Here is a 23,072-nt window from a genome sequence, read left to right on the forward strand (position 1 = left end):
CCCAATCTCGGGTTTCCTTGGTCGGCCGCAGGGCGCGTGGGATAGTCTTAGGGACTGAAAATTCCGCCGCCGTACGGGGGAACTGCGGAATGGACGGCTGCCGGCGTCTGCCGGTTGGCCTGGAAGCCACTGGGGAGCGGCTGGACACAAAGGGAATTTTGGGGCTGTGAGAAATTTCTTCGGCAAGCTGGGGCTGAAAAGGCGTCAAAACAAGAAACTAATAGCGGGAACTGCTGTCACCGCAGCGGGCGCTTTGCTGATCACCGGGGCCATCCTGTACCCGGGTTTCAAGACCACCGAGGTGGACTTGAACGACGGCGGCGTGTGGGTGGTCAGTAAAACCAAGAACGCCGTGGGCCGGTTGAACTACCCATCCCGCGTCCTTGATGGTGCCGTGACCCCTGCTACCACTACCTTCGATGTCCTGCAGCATGACGGCAACGTCTTTGTGGACGATGAGTCCGGCTCCACCATCAACCAGGTATCCGCCGCGAACCTGAAGCTGGGCGGAGACAAGCAACTGCCGTCGTCATCGCAAGTCAGCTATGGATCCACTGTCCTCTCCGTGACCGATCCTGCCCGCGGCAAAGTCTGGGCGTTGTCTCCCTCCACCGTAAACGGCTTCGATGAAGAAGGAACCGAGCCCGTTCTCACCGGCTCCCCGGGCATGGTGTCGGCAGTCGGTTCTGACAACCGGATCTACACAGCGGACCCCGGCAAGGGCGAAATCACTGTCACCACTGTGGACGCTAACGGTGAACGGACCGATTCCCAGATCACCAAAGTGGACGAGCTCAAGGGAGCTGGCGATCTTCAACTGACTGTGGTGGGCGATAAGCCGGTGGTCTTGGACGCCGCTTCCGGAAACCTCTTCCTCCCGGGAGGCCGGAAGCTCCAACTGGCCGATGCCCGCGAAGCGAAGCTGCAGCAGAATAGCGAAGACAGCAACTACGTTGCCATTGCCACCAAGAAGGCTCTGCTTAAACAGCCCTTTGACGGGTCCACGGCAGCAACTGTCACCGCTGACGGTGAAGGCATCCCCGCGGCACCCGTTCAGGTCGGCAAGTGTGTTCACTCGGCCTGGTCCGGTGCCAACAAATATGTCCGCGACTGCGACAATGACGCCGACGACAAGAAGAACGACGTCCCCAAAGCCAGTGCCTCTCCCAGCTATGTTTTCCGGGTGAACCGGGACTTGGTGGTTCTCAATGACGTCAACTCCGGGAGTGTGTGGCTGGTCAACCAGAACATGCAGCTGGTGAACAACTGGGACGATGTTGTCCCGCCCAAGAACCAGTCCGATGACCAGGACCAGGAGTCCGCGGACAACAACACCATCAACGTCCTCCCGGACCGCACCAAGCCCAACCGTCCGCCTGAGACCAAGCCGGATGAGTTTGGTGTCCGGCCCGGCCGGACCTCCATCTTGAGCGTGTTGGATAACGACTCAGACCCCGACGGCGATGTCCTCACCGCGTCGGTGGGCGCTAATGGACCCAAGATGGGAGCGCTGGAAAACATCTACGGAGGCTCTGCCTTCCAGATCAAGGTCCCGGCCGATGCCAAGCCGGGAACGGAAGTCTTCGACTACAACGCAGCCGATGGCCGTGACTTGTCCGCAGGCGGCAAGGTCACTTTGCGCGTAGTGGCTCCTGAAGAGAACAAGCCGCCGCTCTTCAAGCGAGGCGAGCCCACCACCATGCTGGTGGAACAGGGCAAGTCCGTCAGCCAGAACATTCTGACCGACTGGATGGATCCTGATGGGGACGACCTCGTCCTGCTGGATGCGAAGTCGGACAACGACCAGGACCAGGTGAAGGTTCGCCGCGACGGCCTGCTCACGTACCAGGATTCCGGTGCAGCACCGGGCAAGAAGAACGTCACCATCACCGTGTGGGACGGCCGGGCCACCACCACCGGCCGCATCGTGGTGAACGTGCAACCACCAGGTGCTCTCGCGCCTGTGGTCAACGCTGACCACGTCACTGCTGTGGTTGGCCAGGACCTGGTGATCGCGCCTTTGAAGAACGATGTGGACCCCAACGGTGGGGCACTTCGTGTGGCTCACGTTGAGGCCGCAGGCCCGGCTGAGCTGGGCCCGGTCACCGACGGCGGTACGTTCACCTTCCGAAGCACCACACCTGGCCCGATCTACCTGACATACATTGCCAGCAACGGGCCACAGAGCAGCCAAGGGCTGATCCGCGTGGACGTCGAATCCGGCAAGGACCCAGGGGCCCCGGTTGCCGTCCATGACGTCGCCCTGCTCCCTGTGGGTGGCAGCGTTTTGGTTGATCCGTTGGCCAACGATTCCGATCCTTCCGGTGGCGTGCTGGTCCTGCAGTCCGTCACCGTGCCCGATGGCTCGTCCGCCTCGGTAAGCGTGATCGACCACAGCGTCCTTCGCGTCACGGACGTCCTCGGCGCCAAGGAACCTTTCGTCTTCAGCTACACCATGTCCAACGGCCGCGCCTCGGCCACCGGGACAGTGGGCGTCGTCCCGGTGCCGGCTCCCGCCGTCGTCGAGGCTCCCCAGCCCAAACCCGACGAAGTCAACGTTCGCGTGAACGACGTCGTGACCATCCCGGTCCTGGACAACGACACCCACCCGCAGGGTGAGGAATTGTCCGTGGATCCGGTTCTGGCGCAGAGCATCCCGGAAGAGGACGGCAAAGCGTTCATTTCCGAGAAGACTCTTCGCTTCATCGCCGGCCCCACGCCAAAAACCGTGCGCGCCATCTACAACGCGGTCGATCCGCAGGGCCAGAAGAGCGCGGCAGCGGTCACCATCCACATCCTTCCGCTGGAAGGCACCCAGAATTCGCGTCCGCAGCCGCAAAACCTGACCGCACGCGTGGTGGCCGGCGGCAGTGTCCGCATTCCGGTCCCGTTGGACGGTATAGACCCCGACGGCGACTCGGTTCAGCTCACCGGTATCGACAGCACGCCCACTATGGGTACTGCGACGGCGGGCAGCAGCTTCATCGATTTCGTCGCTGCCGGGGATGGCGCGGGGACCGATACGTTCCGGTACAAGGTGATAGACCGCCAGGGTGCGGTCAACACGGGGACCGTGACGGTAGGCGTTGCTCCTCGTGGCGAGGACAACCAGAAACCCGCTCCCGTGGATGACGAGGTCAAGGTTCGTCCGGGCCGCCAGATTGCCATCGACGCGACCGCCAACGACACGGACCCCGACGGTGACATCATCCGTATCCTGACGGACAGCATTGAAGCCGATGCAGGACTTGACGCCAAGGTCAGCCAGACCAGTGGGCGGATACTGGTGACCGCTCCCGCCGCTGAGGGCACCGTCAATGTCCGTTACTCCGTGGCCGATGACCGCGATGCGGTGGGCCAGGCCAGTATCCGCGTGGTGGTCCAGAATGACCTGCCGTTGCAGGCACCCATTGCCCGTGACGACCGCGTGACATCGGCACAAACACTCGGCAAGACGGCAGTGGACGTTCCCGTCCTGAAGAACGATGAGGACCCGGACGGCGTGGGCGAGAACCTCAAGGTCGCTACCGGTTTGGAGACCGCACGTCCCGGCCCCGAAGGCAACGTCATTGTTGACCTGACCGAGCAGCCGCAGCTGGTCCCCTACACCGTGGAGGACGTGGATGGCCAGAAGTCCACGGCCATCATCTGGGTTCCCGGTATCGGCCAGCAGGTCCCCACGCTCGCCAAGGACGAGGTGGTGGAACTTGTCTCAGGGCAGTCCGTCACGGTGAACCTCTCGGAGTGGGTCAAAGTCCGTGAAGGACGCTCACCGCGCCTTACTCAGACTGACCGCATCAAGCTCATCGGTGCCGACGGCAGCGATCCCATTGCCAACGGTGGTACTGCGTTGAAGTACACCGCGGGCGCGGAGTACGTGGGCCCCGGTTCCATCAGCTTCGAAGTCACGGACGGAACAGGTCCGGATGACCCCAATGGCCTGAAGTCGACGCTGAGCATCCGCACCAAAGTGCTGCCGGACCCCAACAAGAACAACCCACCGGTCCTCCTGGGCAGTGACGTGGAAGTTCCCAAGGGAGACTCCGCGAGCCTGGATCTGGAGAAGCTGACATCTGATCCCGACTCGGATGACGTGCAGAACATGAGCTACGAGCTGGTGGGCGATGCCCAGGGCGGCTTCAAGGTTAATGTGGACGGCAAGACGCTCAAGGTCTCCGCGGACGATTCCGTGCAGATCGGGCAGGCGGGCACCGTTCAAGTGAAAGCAAAGGATCGGCGCGGACTGGAAGCCGTGGCAACCTACAAGCTGTCATTGTCGGCCTCCAACAGGCCCAAACCCGTGGCCAACGACGATGCTGAGCCGGACGCCCAATCCGGGAAGCCAGTGACCGTCAACGTGTTGGCAAATGATTCCAATCCGTTCCCGGACACCGCGCTGAAGATCGTCTCGGCCGTGACCGAAACGGGCCAGGGAACGGCTGAAGCCGGGGGAGACAGCGTCACCGTCACCCCTGCAGGCGGATTCACCGGCACCATGGTGGTTGCCTATACGGTGCAGGACAAGACCGGGGAGATTTCCCGGTATGCCACTGCCCGCATCCGTTTGACCGTCAAGGACAAGCCGGCCGCGCCCACAACGCCATTGGCTCAAAGCGTGGGAGACCAGACAGCACTGCTGACGTGGAACGCGCCGCCTGATCGTGGTTCACCCATCACCAAGTACACGGTGTACGGGGAGAACGGCTTCACGCAGGACTGCCCCGCGAATACGTGTACGTTGACCGGGCTGACCAACAACGTGAAGTATCACTTTGCCGTCACCGCAACCAATGCGATTGATGAATCGGAGCGCTCTCCGGTGTCCGCCGAGGTCCGTCCGGACGTCAAGCCGGACACCCCGGTGGCACCGACGCTGAAGTTTGGCGACAAGCAGCTCTCCGTGGCGTGGGTTCCTCCCGCAAGCAAGGGCTCGCCCATCAAGTCCTACGATCTTGAGATCTCGCCTGCTCCTGCCGGCCAGAACCCGCAGATCCAGAACCTCACGGGTAACAGCCATGTTTGGACCGGACTGACCAACGGCGTGGCTTACAAGGTGCGGGTCCTGGCACGGAATGACGCCAAGGAACCTTCGGAATGGAGTGCGTACTCTGCTGCTGAGATTCCTGCTGGCGTGCCGGCAACTCCTGGGGCTCCCTCAGCCGCGGGTGCCGGATCTGTGGGTACCCAGAGCCAGTTGCAGGTCAGCTGGGCAGCGCCGAATAACAACGGTGACGCTGTGTCCGCATACACGTTGACCACGTACATGGGTGGCGCCGTCGTGGGTACCCAATCCGTAGCAGCAACCTCGCAGAATGTCACCGTGGCCAACTCCGAAGCGGACTACACCTTCACGGTGTCCGCTACCAACAAGGCCGGCGTCAGCGGTGTCAGCCAACAGTCGGCCCCAATCCGGGCTGCCGGCAAGCCAGGGATGGTGGGAAGCGGTTCCGTGACGGCGACGGGAGCGAGCGGGCAGCTCCAGATTGCCTTTACGCCCCTTACTGCAGCTGAACGCAACGGCTCACAAGACAACGAAATCACGTACCGCTGGCAGACCGCCCACGGCTCCGGTCCGATTGGCCGTGGGGGCGGAACCATCGGTGGGCAGCCAAACGGAACAGACGTGGTAGTTAACATCATCGCCACTTCGATGAAGAACGGCGTGGCGGGCGATGCGAAGGCGATCGGCACGGGCAATCCGTATGCTCCCCCGAACGCGCCGAATGTCTCGGGCGGAAAGTCCGCCAAGGGCGACGGCCAGGTGCACTGGACGTGGAATAACCCGAATACCAATGGACGCCCGCTGGACCACTACGAGGTCAGGCTCGACAGCGGTGGCTGGACGGGCGTGGGCAAGGCAACCAGCTTTGACGCGTCAGGCGGAGGCTGGGAAAAAACTCGTAGGCTTGAAGTCCGGACAGTGACAGTTGTGGCCGGCCCATCGAGCGGTGACGTCGCTTCTACCAGCGGTGTAGACCCCACTCCGCCACCTCCACCCGCGCCATCGCAGATCCAGGCGCACAACAGCACGTGTCCCGGCCAACCAGGAAGGCCGGACTCGTACAACCCGAGCGGCCCCACCTGTGGCGTCGGCTGGGTGGAACGGTCCTGGGGCTGGATTGATGTCACTTGCCGGCAGGATATCTACAACAACGGGACGCCCTGGTACAAGCTCAACGGATCACCGAAGAGCGGCTGGTTCGTGAAGTCAACTACCGTGGATGTCCGCAATGGCGTACCACCCACTTGCTGACACGTCGCCGGATTACAAGCAACAACTACAACCCAACACCTCCACACCACAGGAACAGGATCTACCGATGACCATGACAAACGAGCAGGCCGCCTGGTTTGCAGAGACGTTCGAGAAGCTCGTTGCCAACGTGGGTAAGGCCGTGCTGGGCAAAGAACACGTCATCCGGCTGACGTTCATGGCGATGATGGCAGAAGGCCACGTCCTGTTTGAAGACGCTCCGGGCACGGGTAAAACCTCCCTGGCGCGTGCCTTGGCCGCGACGGTCCAGGGTTCGCACAACCGTATTCAGTTCACGCCTGACCTTCTGCCCTCTGACGTTACAGGTGTGACCATTTACGATCAGAAGACGCAGAAGTTCGAGTTCCACAAGGGTCCGGTGTTCAACAACATCGTCCTGGCTGACGAAATCAACCGTGCTTCCCCCAAGACGCAGTCCGCGTTGCTGGAGGTCATGGAGGAATCCCGCGTGACCGTGGACGGCACCACGTACGAGGCAGGCCGCCCGTTCATGGTTTTGGCTACCCAGAACCCCATTGAACAGGCGGGCACCTACCGTCTGCCCGAGGCCCAGCTTGATCGCTTCCTTATCAAGACCTCCATCGGCTACCCGGACCACGCCTCCACCGTTCGGCTGCTGGGCGGGGCCAACTTGAAGGATCGCTCGAAGGACCTCACGCCGTTGATCACCACCCAGGCTGTGGCTGATATGGCGGACCTGGCAGCTACAACCCACGTGGACACTGCGGTGCTGGAGTACATTTCGCGCCTTTGCGAAGAGACCCGCAACGCCGGCGAAACCCGGCTTGGTGTCTCCGTCCGTGGTGCTCTGGCCATGGTCCGCGCCGCGAAGGTGTGGGCGGCCAGCCAAGGCCGAAACTTTGTACTGCCGGATGACATCAAGGAACTGGCTCCCGTGGTGTGGACGCACCGTTTGGTGATGGACCCGGAAGCCGAATTCTCAGGGGCAACGCCCGAGGTGGTACTCAACCGCGTGCTCGCCGACGTCGCCGCCCCGCAGCAACGCGCCAGCGCGTAGCCATCAGCGGCGCTTAGCGCAGCGCCTCCACCCCTGCTCAATCGCACCCAGCTCTAGCAAAGGCCCCCACATGTCCTCCAGCACACCCCTGAACAGGGCTGCTGATTCGTTCAAGCGCGCTGCGTCTGCGCTTGGCGATAAGATGCGCTCCCTGCGCGGCCCTGGCAGCGAGCCGGGGAAGCGACCCGGCCAGCCCAACAAACGCGGCCAGCCCAACAAACGCGGCCGGTCCAGCAAGCTCCATCCTGCCGCTGTATGGGCCGAAGCTGCCGGGACCGCGGGCGACTTCCTCTCGCCGGCGTGGGACAAGGTCCGGGCTGTGTGGCTGAGGTTCGTCTGGCCCGTCCTCGCGGTGGTAAGCCTGCTCGGCTGGGTAGTGTTGGCTGCCTCAATCGGGCTCTGGTGGGCGGGGCAGGCGTGGGGCTGGCAGGAAGCCAAATCGGCCGCGATGGTGGCTTTCCTGCTGTTCCTCCTGGCCATCGGCTTCATTGTGGGTCGTTCGGCCTATGGCGTGGTCTTGGACCTTGCCCGCACCCGGGTGGCGGTGGGGGACGACGCAGTGGGCAGCATTGCCGTGTCCAACGTTTCCACCAGGCCGTTGCTGCCTGCGGCTTTGGAGCTCCCCGTCGGTTCCAATACTGCCGTGTTCCATTTGCCCCGTATGAAGCCTGCGCAGGTTCATGAGGATCTCTTCACCATTCCCACGGCCCGGCGCGCGGTGATTGTGGTGGGTCCGGTCCGCTCTGTGCGCGCCGACCCCCTCCACCTACTTCGGCGTCGCGTCATGTGGACTGATCCGGTGGACCTGTTCGTGCACCCCCGCACCGTTTCCCTGGGCAGCTCGGCGGCAGGCTTCATCCGTGACCTTGAGGGCATGCCCACTACGGAGCTGTCCAGTGCGGATGTCTCCTTCCATGCTTTGCGCGACTACGTCCCGGGCGATGATCGGCGCCACATCCACTGGAAGACCACCGCACGCACCAACAAGCTCATGGTCCGCCAGTTCGAGGAAACCCGTCGCGCGCACCTTGCCATTTCTTTGTCCATCAACACCGATGAGTACGACTCCGAGGCGGAGTTCGAGATGGCGATCTCAGTGGCCGCTTCCATTGGCCGGCAGGCCATTCGTGAACAGCGCGACTTGGATGTCCTGACCCAAAAGGGGCCGCTCCGCTGTGAAACGGGCCGGAACCTGCTGGACGACATGACCAGGATTGTCGGGGCACCCATGCGGAAGACAGCCGTCGACCTCGCCCGGACACTTTCTGATACCGTCCCCAACGCCTCCGTGGTGTTCTTCGTCGTGGGCAGCCATGTGACCGCCACGCAGTTGCGTACGGCCTCCGCGTCCGTGCCTCCCGGCGTGCGGAGCCTGGCGGTTCGTGTCCAACCCAGCGCGGCGCCGTCGAGGGCCAACATCGGGGACCTCACGGTCCTGACCGTTGGCGACCTGGACGATCTGGCCATTGTTCTTCGAAAGGCGGCAGCATGAGCACCGCGCCCAGTCTCCGTCCCCGCGCAAAGGAAACCCGGGCAGCCAAGGGCACCCGCGCTGCCCAAGGGTCCAGGTCTGCGGCCCGTGCCACGGGCAGATCCATTTTCAGCGACGGCCGTCCACTGTGGCATTTTGCCGCTGACTGCGGTGCCCTGCTGGTGCTGCTGTTCCTTGGCGTCCTCGGGTTTACCCTCAGCTTCGGGGGAGACCCCCATTACCTCATCGCAGGCTTGGGCGGTGTGCTGCTGGGGTTGGGCATCGCCGTCCTGAACGCGCACTTCCGGCTGGGGCTGCTGATCACCGCTGCGTTGGCCTTCGGTGCCTACATGGTCTTCGGATCGGCCCTGGCAGTGCCGGACTCTGCAGTTTTCGGTTTCCTGCCCAGTTTGGACTCGTTGCGCACGCTCCTGCTGGGCATCGTCTTTGCCTGGAAAGACATGCTCACTGTTGGCGTGCCTGTGGGGACCGCGAACGGCATGCTCATTGTGCCGTTCCTGAGTTCGTTGGTGACGGCGCTGGCCGCCGGTCTGCTCACGTGGCGTCTGAAGAGCCCCTACTGGCCGTTGCTTCCCGTGCTGATTCTCTTCGTCACGGGCATTGCCTTCAGTACCAGCGCGGGCTTCCTCAACGTGGAGCGCGGTGTTTCCCTGACCATCGTGTCCGTTGTGTGGGCGACGTTCCGCCGCGACGTACTGCGCCGGAACAGCACCAAAGCCGTTTCGGCCAACAGGCCGGATTCCGACGTCGCCACGGCCCGCCGCGGGCAGCTCCGCCGGCTGGGAACTGCTGCAGCCGTGATAGCTGTGGCGGTGGGCGTCACCGCAATCGCCTCGCCGTTGGTCACCGCCAGCGATGACCGCAAGGTTCTCCGCAACACGATCGTCCCGCCTTTCGATCCCCGGGATTACATCACCCCGCTGGCGAGCTTCCGCAGCTTCGTCAAGGATGAGAAGGACAAGACGCTGTTCACGGTCAAGGGGCTGCCCAAGGACGCCCGCGTCCGGCTGGCGGCACTGGATGCCTTCAACGGCCTGAACTACACCATGGATCCCAACAGTTCCGGCAACTTCAGCAAGGTGGGCGACGCCCGTTCGCTGAACACGTTGGCGGACTCCGGGAGCCCGGTGCAGGGCACCAACTACACACTGGACATCACCGTGGAGGACTATCAGGGCTACTTTGTGCCCGGTGGCCGCCACACCACGGGGATGAGTTTCGCAGACACGTCAGGTGCAGCTTCAGGGCTGTACTTCAACGCCGGCACGGACACCGCAGTGACCACCAAGGGCTTGGCCAGGGGCGAAAACTACACCGTGCAAGTCTCGGACCCGGGGACCCTGGAGCACGGACAGCTTACGCAGTACGACTTCGCGAAGCTGACGCTGCCCGAGGCAGAGGAAGTGCCGCCGATTGTGGCGTCGCAGGCGAATCAACTTTCGGAGGATGCGCCGACGGCCATTGACCGCGTCCGGCAGATCGAGGCGCACTTCCAGAAAAGCGGCGCTTTCAGCAACGGACTGGTAGCCGAGGGGCAGCTCCCCAGCCTCCCCGGCCACAGCGCGGCACGCGTCCGCAACATGCTTTCCGCCAAGCAAATGCTGGGCGATGACGAACAATACGCCGTATCCATGTCCCTCATGCTCCGCCACCTTGGCATCCCGTCCCGTGTGGTGATGGGGTTCTACCCGGACCCCAAGAGTCCCGAGAACGGCGCGGGCGACATCAAGATCACGGGTAAGGACGTCCACGCCTGGGTTGAAGTGGCGTTCGACCGCGTGGGATGGGTTTCCTTCGATCCCACCCCGCCCAAGGACAATGTGCCCATCCCGCCGGACCCCGAGAACAAGTCCAAGCCCAAGCCACAGGTGCTGCAGCCGCCGCCCCCGCCGCAGGAGCCCGCGGACCTGCCGCCGGATTCCACCCCGGACGCCTTGGATGCTGACGAGAAGAAGAATAACCCTTGGCTTTTCTGGGGTCCGCTGCTCGCGGCCATTGGCATGGCACTGATTCCGCTGGGGATCCTCGCCTTGCCGCTGCTGCTGATTCTCCTGCTGAAATCACGACGCCGGACGGCGCGTTTCCGTGATGGCCACCCCGCGCAGCGGGTTGGCGCCGGCTGGAACGAAGTGCTGAGCCTGGTCACCGATATGGGTGCTTCGATCGACACCAAGTCCACCCGGCGCGAATCGGCCACGGTCATTGCTGACGCGTTCCCCACCACCGGAACTACCACCACCCTCCTTGCCCACCGAGCCGACGCCGCTGTGTTCGGTGCGGGTCAACCCAGTGAGGACGAGGTCAAGGAGTACTGGGAGATCGTTGATACGTCGTTGACCGACATCACGGGAAGCGTCGGTTTTTGGAAACGGCAGCAGGCACGGTTCTCGCCGCGCTCGTTGCTGTCCGATGGCCGCGCGGCCCTTCGTCGCCGTCAACAGGGCGCCACCGAGCCTGCGAAGCGCCGTTTCACTTTGCCGTTCAAGAAGGACACCACTGATGAGCAATGAGACAGAACTTTGCCCGGCTTGCCGGCACGGGGTTCGCCCGGGCGCGACGTTCTGCACGCAATGCGGTTCACCCCTGAATAACCGGGGTGCCCGCAAGGAAGGCAACATCAACCATGCCCAGAAGGCGGCGTTGGAGTTCGCCAACCGGCACGGCTTCTCCGATCCCGGTAGTATCTCGGTAGTGTCGGCGCCGGCGTCGCCGATGCAGCACGGAACAAAAACCATGCCGGATCGTATGCCGGGGCCAGGGGGAGGGACCACTATGACCACCAAGCTCGAATTGGCGCCCGCCTCTGCCGGGAAACGCCTGGGCGCAGCTGTGTTGGACTGGCTGGGACCTTTTGCCGTGCTCGCAACCACATTCGCCATAGGTATTGCCGGCATCACGCAGACCCGCAGGAACGGCTTCATCGTCTACGACACCGGCCTTTTGGTTCTCCTGGGGAGCATCGGCCTGGGCGTGACCGTGGTGTACACCTTTGTCATTCTTGGTCTTGAGGCGAAGTCGGGAAACACCGTCGGCAACCAGCTCATGGGCATCCGCAGTGCCGATTCTGATGGCTATGCGCCGGGTGCCGGCGTTGTATTTGTTCGTGGAATCCTCACGGGCGGCCTCTTGTTGCTGGGGTCCATCGTTGGGGTCATCTTGTCGGCACTCGGATTGATTGGGCTGGTCCTCTGGATAGCCTTGCCGCTGATGTTCCTTGGTGTTGTTTGGGCTGTCCTTGTGGTCGTCTCCAACGCCTGGGACAAGAACGGCAAATTGCGCGGCTGGCAGGACAAAGCGGCAAAGTCGTTGGTGTTCGACGTCAACGCGGGGCGCAACCCGGTGACCACGGGCGGCATTCAAGGCCCTTACAGCTTCGCCCCGATGGATCTCCCGCCGGTTCAACCCGTGGCTTCCCCGGTACCTTCGGGTGCTGCGTCGGGTGCCCGTAACAACCCGAACGTACAGGCAGCTCCCGGGCAGGCTGCTCCGGCCAGGATCTCTCCGACGCAATCCTCGCCCGCGCAGGCAACGCCCACCCAGGCGTCGCACGCCCAGACCTTGCCCGCCCAGACCTCAGCCGCACAGACGAGTCCTGCGACGCCTGCCGGTCAGCCTTCGCATGATCCGAACCAATGGCGTCCGCCATCGGCGCCTTTCGCGCCGGCACCGCGTACCTCTGCACAGCCTCAGGCCCCGGTGGCACACGTTCCGGCCACGCAGGCCCCTGCGGCACCGCAGTCAGTAACGATCACACCCCAGGACACACTTGCGGCCACCGCCCACCCGGACGACGACGTAGAGCGCACCCAGATGCGCCCCGGCGCCGCCCGTGCCCAGGCCGTCCTGCGGATCCGGGTTGACGACGGTCAGGACATTCAGTTGGGCGGGTCAGTACTCCTCGGCCGTAACCCGGCGCCGCAGCCTGGGGAATCCGTGGAGCAACTGCTGCCCGTAACAGATCCCGGCCGGTCGATATCCAAAACACACCTGCATCTGCGCGTCGATGGCGACGGTGTCTGGGTCACAGACCGTAATTCCACCAACGGCAGCGCCGTCACTACGCCGGACGGTTTGCAGACCAGGCTTAACCCAGGCGAAGCAAGCTTTGTCCGTCCCGGTTCCACCGTTCACTTTGGGGACCGTTCCTTCCACCTAGGACAAGCATGAACTCACAGCCGGCCACCCCCGCCAACGCCGAAGCGGGTCCCGATGCAGGCGGATCGGCTTTTCGCCTCAGCTACGGGTACGGAACGGACCGCGGGCTGCGGCGTGAACTGAACGAAGACTCGTTCATCGCCTCGGACCCGGTCTTCGCCGTTGCCGACGGAATGGGCGGGCACGAAGCAGGGGAAATCGCCAGCGGCATGTGCGTGCGGGCCTTGGGCAGTGCCCCTGAGTTGTCTACCGGCGTGCGCACTGCAACAGCAGCTGATCTCCAGTCCTGCCTGTTGAAGGCCGATGCCGCGATCCGCGATGCGACAGGTGCCCGCGCAGGGACGACACTGTCGGGAGTGGTGGTGGTGGAACAGATGGGCTTGCCTTACTGGCTGGTGATGAATATCGGCGATTCCAGGACGTACCGCCTCAGCCAGGGGGAGTTCGCACAGGTCAGCGTTGACCATTCTGAGGTTCAGGAGTTGGTGGATTCGGGGGATATCACTGCCGAGCAGGCAACAGTCCACCCCCGCCGCCATGTGGTGACCCGTGCCCTGGGTACCGGAGATGAGACTGAGGCCGATTTCTGGCTGCTTCCCATTCAGGAAGGCGACCGGATCATGATCTGCTCGGACGGTCTCAACGGTGAACTGGGCGACGACCACATGTTCCGGATCCTCAGCACCGTAGCCCATCCGCAGGATGCCGTGGATGCGCTGATTCAGGCCGCTTTGAGGAGCGGTGGCAGGGACAACGTCACCGTCATTGTGGTGGACGCCAAGAACGTTTTGAACGATGCCGGCATTGCCATCACTGCGCCCCGCCCTGAGGTACCGTCCGAGGTTGAAGAAGACACCCTTCCACGGGCTTGGGTGAATGGCACGGACGAGGCCGCCGGGGCTGACCAGGAGGAAGGCGTCGATGGCAAGCAGTAACCACCTTTTGCTGACCCGCTACCAGCAGGGTGAGTGGTTCGGTGTTGTGCGGAACGGAACCGTGGTGCTTCTTGGCCCCGATACACCGCACGCATTGATCGACACCGTCTGGGAGTTGCTGGCTTCCGCGCCGGAGGCCCACGAAGTCCTCCATGAGGTGACGGAGGCCTTTGGTGTTTCCCTCAGCCGAATTCCGCCGTTCGGGATCATTGACTCCAAAGACGCTCTCCGTGTATTCCTCCGGGGAGACCTCGAACTGGTGGTGCAGTTGGGCGGAGGCGTACAACTGGGCGGTGGCGAGGAACGCCTTACGGGCCGTGACGTCACCACGTGGACCGAACGCCGGCTCGCGGATGCCACGGCCTACAGCGTTCGGATAGGGAACAGCACTGCCCTGTCCGCAAGAATTCCGACGGCGGGTGGAAGCCTTCCGGTGAACGACTCACCACTGAACGACTCGCCACTGAACGCCTCGCCCTTGAACAGTCTCCCCTTGGGAGAAGGTGTGGTCCTCCTTGCATCGCTCGACGCCTCGGCTGGAACATCCGCCCGCACTGAAAACGAGCCCGAAGTCCCGCCCGCCACCGTATCCGACGAGACCATGATCGGTTACACGGAGGCGGACCTCGGCCTGACGATCGCGCCCGCCCACATGATCCGCTCCACCGCTTCCTCTGCCACCGCTTCCTCTGCCACTGAGGAAGATGCTGCTGAGCGACCCCTGGCCGCCGAGGGAAAGGGTGTGGCACACCTACCGGCTCCCGGGGGAGCGGAGGTAGCCGCAGAAGCGGCGGTACCGGCTGATCCGATGACCGACGACGCCTCGGCCCGCGCCAGGGAAGCTGCCCAAGAGGAACCGGCATCCGGAGAGAAAGCCGCGGCTGGAAAGGACACTTCGCCGACTGCAGGACCCTCGGTGGAACCCACGAGGCCTGAGGAACCCGCGGCACACAAAGAAGCCAAGCCCTCCGCAGAACCCACAGCACTCGTAGAACCGACAGTTCCTGAAGGCCAGGCTGTGGAGCAGGAATCAGCCTCCGGGATCGGTGCAGATGCACCCGGCGTCCCGGTCCATACGAGCACTACCGATCCCATACTTCCCTCGCTGGAAAACACCACGAACTACGACCATTTGTGGGACAAGACGGTGATGAGAAACATTGAGGATGCCGCTGTCCGTACGGATGACGGGTCTGGGGACCACGACTCGCCTGCTTCGACGGCACAGGAAGCCCCTACACCTCCGGCGCCACCGGCACTGAACCCGTCAGCCGAAGCGACAGGCAACGATTCTTCGCAAGGAGGGTTCGCCGTCGGACGTGTTCCTGTCGCACCGGCTTCTGCACCAAGGGCTCAGGAGGAAAATGTGTCCGCGGCAGCGCCGTCCACTGGACTGATTGACTCGGTTCCGTGGCTGCGCAGCAGTTCCTCCACCCCTGGATCCGGCGGTGACCAGCAGGCTGCCCAAGCAATTCCGGCTGCCGCGCCCCAGGTACCTGCAGCTTGGAAGACGGCTCCCCAGGACGCGCCAGGAGACCAGAACACGCCCGTAGACCAGGACACGCCCGTAGACGAGGACTCGGATCATGACGGCCAGACCATCATGAAGAGCAGTCTTCCCACGGCAAACGACGGGGACTCCAAGGGTGCTTCGGGCGATGCTGAAACGCCCGCCGTGGTGGGGCCAAGCGTTTTGGCACGCATGTGCTCCCAAGGGCACGCCAACCCGCCCACGTATCCGCAATGCTCGGTATGCGGGGTACCTGTAACTGGAGACGCCGTCCACGTACCGCGTCCACGTCTGGGCAGGATGCGGCTTTCCACAGGTGAGCTGATTGATCTGGACCAGTCGCTCATCATTGGCCGGCAGCCGTCCGTTTCCCGTGTTCAAGGCGGCACCATGCCGCGTCTGGTCCAAGTGGACAGTCCCGGAGGAGACATTTCCCGTTCCCACGTGGAAGTCCGGCTGGAGGGTTGGCACGTCATGCTGTGCGACCTGAAGGCGACCAACGGAACCGTGCTCATCCGGGAAGGCCAGGCACCACGCCGGCTTGCCCAAAACGAAATGGCTATCCTGCTGGACGGCGATATCGCCGAGCTGGGTGACAACATTTCATTGCGTTTCGAGGAGATTCTTTGAGTTCCAAGAGGCCCCCTGCGCCGCCTCCGCCCATTCCGGGTTTTAAGTACATCAGCCTGCTCGGCTCTGGTGGCTTCTCGGATGTCTACCTTTATGAGCAGGACCGCCCGCGCCGAAAAGTAGCGGTCAAGGTGCTGCTGTCCGATCTGAAGACCGAAGGGGCACGCCGCCGTTTCGAGTCCGAAGCGAACCTCATGGCGCAGTTGTCGTCGCACCCTTACATCGTGACGATCTTCGAAGCCGAGATCACCGAAAACGGACACTCGTACCTTGCCATGGAGTACTGCTCCAGGCCGAGCCTCGACGTCCGCTATCGTCGCCAGCGATTCAGCGTGGACGAGGTCCTGGCCGTCGGCATCCAAGTGGCTTCCGCCGTCGAAACCGCCCACCGGGCCGGCATTGTGCACCGCGACATCAAGCCCGCCAACATCCTTGTCACCGATTACAACAGGCCTGCCCTGACGGACTTTGGCATCTCCGGCACCATCGGCGCCGACACCGAGGACGACGCCGGCATGTCCATCCCGTGGTCTCCGCCTGAGCAGTTCCGCGGGGGCGCCGTGGATGGTGTTCCTGTGGACATCTGGGCTTTGGGCGCCACGCTGTACACGCTCTTGGCCGGTCGTTCCCCGTTTGTCCTTCCCGGACAGGACAACTCGCAGCGGGAATTGATCTCCCGCATCACCAACTCACCCCTGCCCAGGCTTGGCCGTGCCGATGTTCCGGAGTCCTTGGAACTCGTTCTGGCCACGTCCATGGCCAAGTCCCCGGAATCCCGCTATTCGTCGGCGCACGCTTTCGCACTGGCACTTCAGCGGATCCAAGCTGAACTGAACCTCTCCGTTACGCCATTTGAGGTCTTGGAAGAACCCGGGCATGGCGACGACCAGCATCCGGATGACAACTTCGAGGAAACCCGGGTCAGGAGCATCGCCTCGATCGATCCCGACGCTTCTGGAACAGCCACCACGGGGTCTGCACCCACGTTCCCGGCACGAACCTTTCCGTCTACGGTTCCAGGCGGTACGCAGCAGCCGACCCAACGACCTGCACCCCCCTTTGCCCGGCCCTCCGGAGATCCGCAGCCAGCCAACCCTTCGCAAGCTGTCCAGTCCCAGCCCGGTCCCACGGCACCGCCCCAGTTCCATGCCCCGGCGGCACCCGGCTACACGGCGCCGGGATCCTACACCGCGCCGCGAACCGACACTGCCAGTGGTACTCAGTACGGTCCTGCCGAGTCTGACACGGCTGAGTCAACGGTTTTGCGCGGCTGGCAGCCTTCGCAACCGCAGGACGATCTTGGGGCAACAGTCAGCCGATCGAGCGCCGGTGCCTCACCGGTGGCCCAAGAGGAGGCTCCGCCTGCGGACCACAGCAAGCGGAACCTCTGGCTTGCGGCATCGGGTGCGGCGGTGCTGGTAGTGGCCATTGTGGTTGGCGTGGTTCTTGGCGCTCAAGCTCAGCCCAAGGTGGCGCCGACGGAATCGTCCAGTAAGCCGCCGGCCGACGCTTTGAGCGACGGCAGCGTTCCGGAGGTTGCGGGACTGGCTGCAGCGCGCGATACCAAGGACCGGAATATCATCGTCTTTTCCTGGACCAACCCTCAGCCGATGGCCGGGGATACGTTCAAATGGCGCGTCAAATCGGCCAAATCTGAAGGCGTCTACGAGAACAGCGCCACCGGGAAAGCGTTCCTCTCCGGGTTCGATGAACCACCCATCTGCGTGCAGGCCATCATTGTGCGCGCCGACGGTTCCGCGTCACCCGGCGGGCCGGATTCCATCGCCTGCCTGGACGAGTAGCGGCACATGCGAATTACTTACCGCCGACCAAGGAGGCACAGATCATGGGGGATCTAGCAATAGATTTCTGTGGTGAATGGTACGAACCATCCGACGAGGACATCTTCGACATTGGACGCGAAGGTGACTTGGAAGTTGATGACAACCCGTACCTGCACCGACGCTTCCTGCAGATAGCCCGTTACGACGGCATGTGGTGGCTCAGCAACGTGGGCAGCATGTTGTCCGCCACTGTGGCTGACGGTTCCGGCGGCATGCAGGCCTGGCTGGCGCCCGGCGCCCGGATCCCGCTGGTGTTCAGCCACACCAATGTGATTTTCACTGCCGGACCCACTACCTACGAATTCGCAGTTCACTTGAAGACGCCGTCTTTCCGGCATGAAGCCCGCGACGATGACCAGGCGGGGGACACCACCATTGGTCCAGTGGTCTTCACTGATTCGCAAAAGGCGCTCATTGTTGCCTTGGCCGAGCCCATGTTGCGGCGTGACGGCACCGGTTTCAGCGCCATTCCCTCCTCTGCCGAGGCTGCGAAGCGTTTGGGCTGGGCACTGACCCGGTTCAACCGCAAACTGGACAACGTTTGCGACAAACTGGACCGGGTAGGCGTAGTGGGGCTGCGCGGCGGGGTCGGAAAACTTGCCACCAACCGCCGGGCGCGCTTGGTGGAACACGCCGTAACCTCGCACCTGGTGACACCGGCTGACCTGCATCTTCTTGAAAAAATGAGTGGAGTCGACGAAGGATGAAGTTCCGCCTGACCTTGCGGCGTGACCCTGCGGAAGCAAAGGACCTCGCCGTAACGGTGGATGGTCGTGCCACCGTGGCTGATATTGCCACCGAACTGTGGGCGGCCGACCCCGCACGAAAGGGGACCGAACCGCCGTCGAACCTGTCCATCAGCGTGGACGAGGCCTTCGTTGGCGGCGGGCTCTCAGGGCACGTCCTGCGGCCTACCGACAACCTGCTGGAGTCCGGGCTGCGGCCCGGGTCCAAGGTCTCCCTCGCCCAGGTCAGCGAGCAGTTCGCATCCAACGGCCACGCCAACGGCAATAGCCGGGGACCGGCAGCGGCGACGTTGCGCGTGATGTCAGGGCCCGACGTCGGACGCGAATTTTCGCTGCCGTTCGGCACCAGCTACATCGGCCGGGACCGGGACGCCGACATCCGGTTGTCGGACCCGCTGACCTCCAAGCGCCATGCCCGCATCACGGTGGGCGAAACCGTGGAAATCGTGGATACGAACTCCGCCAACGGCCTCCTCATGGACGGATTGCCGGTAACGCGGGCAACACTCGAGTCCTCTGACACGGTGACCTTGGGCGATACTTCCGTAGGCGTGGTTGCGTTGTCCCGAAACCACGGCGGCGGTCCGTCGTCACCGCTGGTGGATTTCAACCGGTCGCCGCGTGTTCTGCCCAGGTTCGAGTCGCCCAAGCGCGTACCGCCGGCCGGTCCCAAGCGCCCGGAACACCAGCCCTTCCCGTACATCATGCTGGTTGCGCCGCTCCTGATGGGCGGTGTGCTCTTCGCGTTGACGCAGAACCTGCTGTCCGTGATTTTCATGGCCATGATGCCGCTGTTCATTGTGGGGCACTATGTGGACCACAAGATGCAGAGCAAGCGCCAGGCCAAGGAAGGCCACAAACAGTTCAAAGCCGCCATGCTGGCCTTCCGCGAGGACATTGACAAGCAGCAGAACATTGAGCGCGCTGTCAGGCTTCAGGAAGCCCCGTCCGTGAGCGATACGGTTGACGCCATTTACAAGCTCGGTCCCTTGCTCTGGACCCACCGGCCCGAGCACCAGCACTTCCTGGGTGTTCGCTTCGGGATGGGTTCGGCACCCTCGCGCATCCAGTTCGAGGAACCCAGTGCCAACGAAACCGAACCGCAGTACATGCGCGAAATCCAGGAGTGCCTGACGCAGGTCCGCGTCATTGAAGGCGTCCCGATCGTCTCGCAGCTGCGCACCTCGGGCTCCTTTGGCGTGGCCGGTGACCGCAGCGTGGTGGATGACGTAGCCCGCGGCATGGTGCTCCAGCTGGTGGGGCTCCATTCGCCGGCCGAAGTTGTCCTCACGGCACTGACCTCGGCACGTTCCCGTAAGCGCTGGGACTGGCTGCAGTGGCTCCCGCACGTCGGTTCAGGCCACAGCCCCATTTCCGGCGATCACCTGGCTGCCGGCCCCGGTGCCGGTGCTGCCTTGTTGTCCCGGCTCGAAAGCCTCGTGGAAGAACGCGAATCCCTGGCCAAGGAGCCGGGACCGCACCCGCGTCCCGGGCTCAAGAATGAGCACGAAGAAATTCCGGGTCCGGTGGTTCCGGCCGTCCTGCTGATCGTTGAGGACGACGCCCCGGTGGACCGGGGACGGCTCACGCGCTTGGTGGAACGTGGACCCGACTACGGTGTGCACATCATGTGGGTGGCCGCCAATGTGCAGTCCCTACCGGCCGCGTGCCGTGACTTCCTTTCCGTTGACGGCGACCACGGCACCACCACGGGCCAGGTCCGATTGGGCCGCCACACGTACCCGGTGAGCTGCGAAAGCCTCGATGCGGACCTCGCCACCCAGTTGGCGCGCATGATGGCGCCGCTGGTGGATGTTGGAAACCCGCTCGACGACGACTCCGACCTCCCGCGTGCCGTCTCCTACGCCACGTTGATCGGCAAGGAACTGATGGATAACCCGCAGGCAGTGGCCGAGCGCTGGCAGGAGAACAACTCCGTCCACGCCACGGCCGTGCCCAACCGGAAGGACAACGGCAGCCTCCGCGCGCTGGTTGGTTCCAAAGGTGTGGAGCCGTTCTACCTGGACCTCAAGAATGAAGGTCCGCACGCTCTGGTGGGTGGAACAACGGGTGCCGGCAAGTCCGAGTTCCTGCAGTCCTGGGTGATGGGCATGGCCGCCGCGTACAGCCCGGACCGCGTCAGCTTCCTGTTCGTGGACTACAAGGGCGGCGCTGCATTCGCCGACTGCCTGCATCTGCCGCACACCGTTGGCCTGGTGACGGACCTTTCCCCGCACCTGGTGCGCCGCGCGCTGACCTCGCTCCGCGCTGAGCTTCACTACCGTGAGCGACTCCTGAACCGTAAGAAAGCCAAGGATCTTCTGGCGCTGCAGCGCGAAGCCGATCCTGAGGCGCCCCCGTACCTCATCATCATCGTGGACGAATTCGCCGCTCTGGCAACCGAAGTTCCCGAGTTCGTTGATGGCGTGGTGGACGTCGCCGCCCGTGGCCGCTCCCTGGGCCTGCACCTGATCCTGGCCACGCAACGTCCGGCCGGCGTCATCAAGGACAACCTTCGAGCCAACACCAACCTTCGCGTCGCTTTGCGCATGGCCGACGAAGTAGACGCAACGGACATCCTGGGCGTTCCCACCGCGGCCTACTTTGACCCGTCCATTCCGGGCCGTGGTGCCGCCAAGACCGGTCCGGGCCGAATCCAGGGCTTCCAAACCGGGTATGCCGGCGGCTGGACCACGGAGAAGCCGCAGCGTCCCAGGATCGACATCGTGGAGATGGCGTTCGGATCAGGCCCCACCTGGGAACCGCCCCTGGTTTCACAGGTTGAAGAGGAACCGGCCGGGCCCAATGACATTGCCAGGATGACCGGAAACATCATCCGGGCAGCTGACGTCCTGTCCATCGAACCTCCCCGGAAGCCTTGGCTCAACGAGCTCGCCACTACCTACGATTTCTCCAAGCTTCCCAACCCGCGGACCGATGAGCGCCTCCTGCTGGGAGTGGCAGATGACCCCGCACATCAGGACCAACCCACCGTGTTCTACGAGCCGGATAAGGACGGCAACATGGCCGTCTATGGCACGGGCGGATCAGGTAAGTCGGCGGCGCTGCGCGGGATTGCCATCGCAGCGGCTGTCACACCACGTGGCGGGCCAGTGCACGTCTATGGCGTTGACTGTGGTTCGTCGGGGCTCAAGATGCTTGATGGCCTTCCCCATGTTGGTGAGATCATCAACGGTGACGACGTAGAGCGCGTTGGTCGATTGCTGCGCTGGCTCAAGGAAGTGGCCGACGACCGCGCTGCACGGTTCGCCGAGGTCCGGGCCTCCACCATCGTCGAATACCGGCAACTGGCCAACCGGCCCGAAGAGAAGCGCATCTTCATCCTGGTGGACGGCATGTCTTCCTTCCGTGAATCCTACGAGTACAGCAACTTGTCCGCGCTGTGGGACATCTTCCTGACTCTGGCCACTGACGGACGTCCCTTGGGCATCCACTTGGTAGTCAGCGGTGACCGCACCAACTCCGTTCCGGCGTCGCTCCTTGCTTCCATTCAGAAGCGGCTGGTCCTGCGTCTGAGTTCCGAAGACGACTACATGACCCTCGACGTCCCCAAGGATGTCCTCAACGCAGCCTCGCCTCCCGGACGCGGCTTGTTGGACGGGCTCGAAGTTCAACTTGCCGTGCTGGGAGGCAACTCGAACCTCGCCCTCCAAGCCCGTGAAGTGGCAAAGCTGAGCCAGGCGATGCTGCGCCAGGGCCTCGAGCAGGCGCCTCAGATCCAGCGGCTCCCGGAGCTGGTGGACCTGGACATCCTGCCCACCGGCGCCCCGGACAACCCCGTCATTGGTGTCGACGACGAGACGCTGGGTTCGGCGGCCATCGCCGCCAAGGGATCCCTCCTGCTGGCTGGCCCTCCGGGTGCCGGACGCACCGTGGCACTGGTTACCTTGGCCTACGCCTTGCGGCGTTCGAACCCGGGAACTGACCTGATCTACATTGGTTCCCGGCGCTCCGCCGTGGCATCTCTTAACATCTGGAGCAGGTCACTGGTGGGGCCGGATGAGGTCTCGGACGTCGTGGATGACCTGATCGATAAAGCCTCGGATAACCCCGGGACCATGGCCATCTTCATCGAGGGCCTTACGGAGTTCACTGACACGTTGGCGGAGTCCGGTGTGGGACGTTTGGTGACGGCGGCCATCAAGGCTGACCAGTGGGTGGTTGGCGAGTCCGAAACCTCCACCTGGTCTCAGGCATGGTCCCTTGCCCAGCCGTTCAAATCCGGACGCCGCGGGCTCTTGCTCAACCCCGGGGATGTGGAAGGCGACACCCTCCTCAACACTTCCCTGGGCCGGATCAGCAAGGACTTCATCCCCGGTCGCGGGTACATCGTGGGTCGTGGAAAGGTACGCAAGCTCCAAATCGCCATGCCGCCTGAAAACCGTAGCTAGGAGGCTACCCTGCGTCAAGGAAACGTTGGCAACTCTTTAATGTCTGCGGGTTACGG

10 protein-coding genes are annotated in these 23,072 nt (G+C 63.5%); all 10 read left to right on the forward strand.

What is annotated here, in order from left to right:
• The first annotated feature begins 166 nt into the window (after window positions 1-166).
• Window positions 167-6,253, forward strand: a complete 6,087-nt coding sequence (locus J7I86_RS16225; RefSeq protein ID WP_214821443.1) for an Ig-like domain-containing protein — start codon at window positions 167-169, stop codon at window positions 6,251-6,253.
• A 67-nt stretch (window positions 6,254-6,320) separates the two neighbouring features.
• Window positions 6,321-7,292: a MoxR family ATPase gene (locus tag J7I86_RS16230; RefSeq protein WP_214821445.1), complete on the forward strand. Its 972-nt coding sequence runs from the start codon at window positions 6,321-6,323 to the stop codon at window positions 7,290-7,292.
• 70 nt (window positions 7,293-7,362) lie between these two features.
• The gene (locus J7I86_RS16235; RefSeq protein ID WP_214821447.1) at window positions 7,363-8,784 is read left to right on the forward strand and encodes a DUF58 domain-containing protein; all 1,422 of its coding nucleotides are present in this window, start codon (window positions 7,363-7,365) and stop codon (window positions 8,782-8,784) included.
• The gene (locus J7I86_RS16240; RefSeq protein ID WP_214821449.1) at window positions 8,781-11,294 is read left to right on the forward strand and encodes a transglutaminase domain-containing protein; all 2,514 of its coding nucleotides are present in this window, start codon (window positions 8,781-8,783) and stop codon (window positions 11,292-11,294) included. The genes J7I86_RS16235 and J7I86_RS16240 overlap by 4 nt, the downstream gene beginning before the upstream one ends.
• Window positions 11,284-12,951, forward strand: coding sequence for an RDD family protein (locus J7I86_RS16245; RefSeq protein WP_214821452.1), 1,668 nt, complete (start codon window positions 11,284-11,286; stop codon window positions 12,949-12,951). Before J7I86_RS16240 ends, J7I86_RS16245 begins: the two co-directional genes overlap by 11 nt.
• A complete protein-coding gene (locus J7I86_RS16250; RefSeq protein ID WP_214821454.1) occupies window positions 12,948-13,874 on the forward strand; it encodes a PP2C family serine/threonine-protein phosphatase in 927 nt (308 codons plus the stop codon). The genes J7I86_RS16245 and J7I86_RS16250 overlap by 4 nt, the downstream gene beginning before the upstream one ends.
• Entirely contained in the window at window positions 13,861-16,014 is a 2,154-nt protein-coding gene (locus tag J7I86_RS16255; RefSeq protein ID WP_214821455.1) for a hypothetical protein, read from the forward strand. The genes J7I86_RS16250 and J7I86_RS16255 overlap by 14 nt, the downstream gene beginning before the upstream one ends.
• Window positions 16,011-17,816 carry a serine/threonine-protein kinase gene (locus tag J7I86_RS16260; protein WP_214821457.1) on the forward strand — a complete coding sequence of 602 codons (1,806 nt, stop codon included), beginning with the start codon at window positions 16,011-16,013 and terminating at the stop codon, window positions 17,814-17,816. Before J7I86_RS16255 ends, J7I86_RS16260 begins: the two co-directional genes overlap by 4 nt.
• A gap of 44 nt (window positions 17,817-17,860) precedes the next feature.
• Window positions 17,861-18,565, forward strand: coding sequence for a hypothetical protein (locus J7I86_RS16265; protein WP_166843034.1), 705 nt, complete (start codon window positions 17,861-17,863; stop codon window positions 18,563-18,565).
• Window positions 18,562-23,016: an FtsK/SpoIIIE domain-containing protein gene (locus J7I86_RS16270; RefSeq protein WP_214821458.1), complete on the forward strand. Its 4,455-nt coding sequence runs from the start codon at window positions 18,562-18,564 to the stop codon at window positions 23,014-23,016. The genes J7I86_RS16265 and J7I86_RS16270 overlap by 4 nt, the downstream gene beginning before the upstream one ends.
• Window positions 23,017-23,072: the final 56 nt, after the last annotated feature.

This window comes from Arthrobacter sp. ISL-95, assembly GCF_018613695.1.
GTDB lineage: Bacteria > Actinomycetota > Actinomycetes > Actinomycetales > Micrococcaceae > Arthrobacter.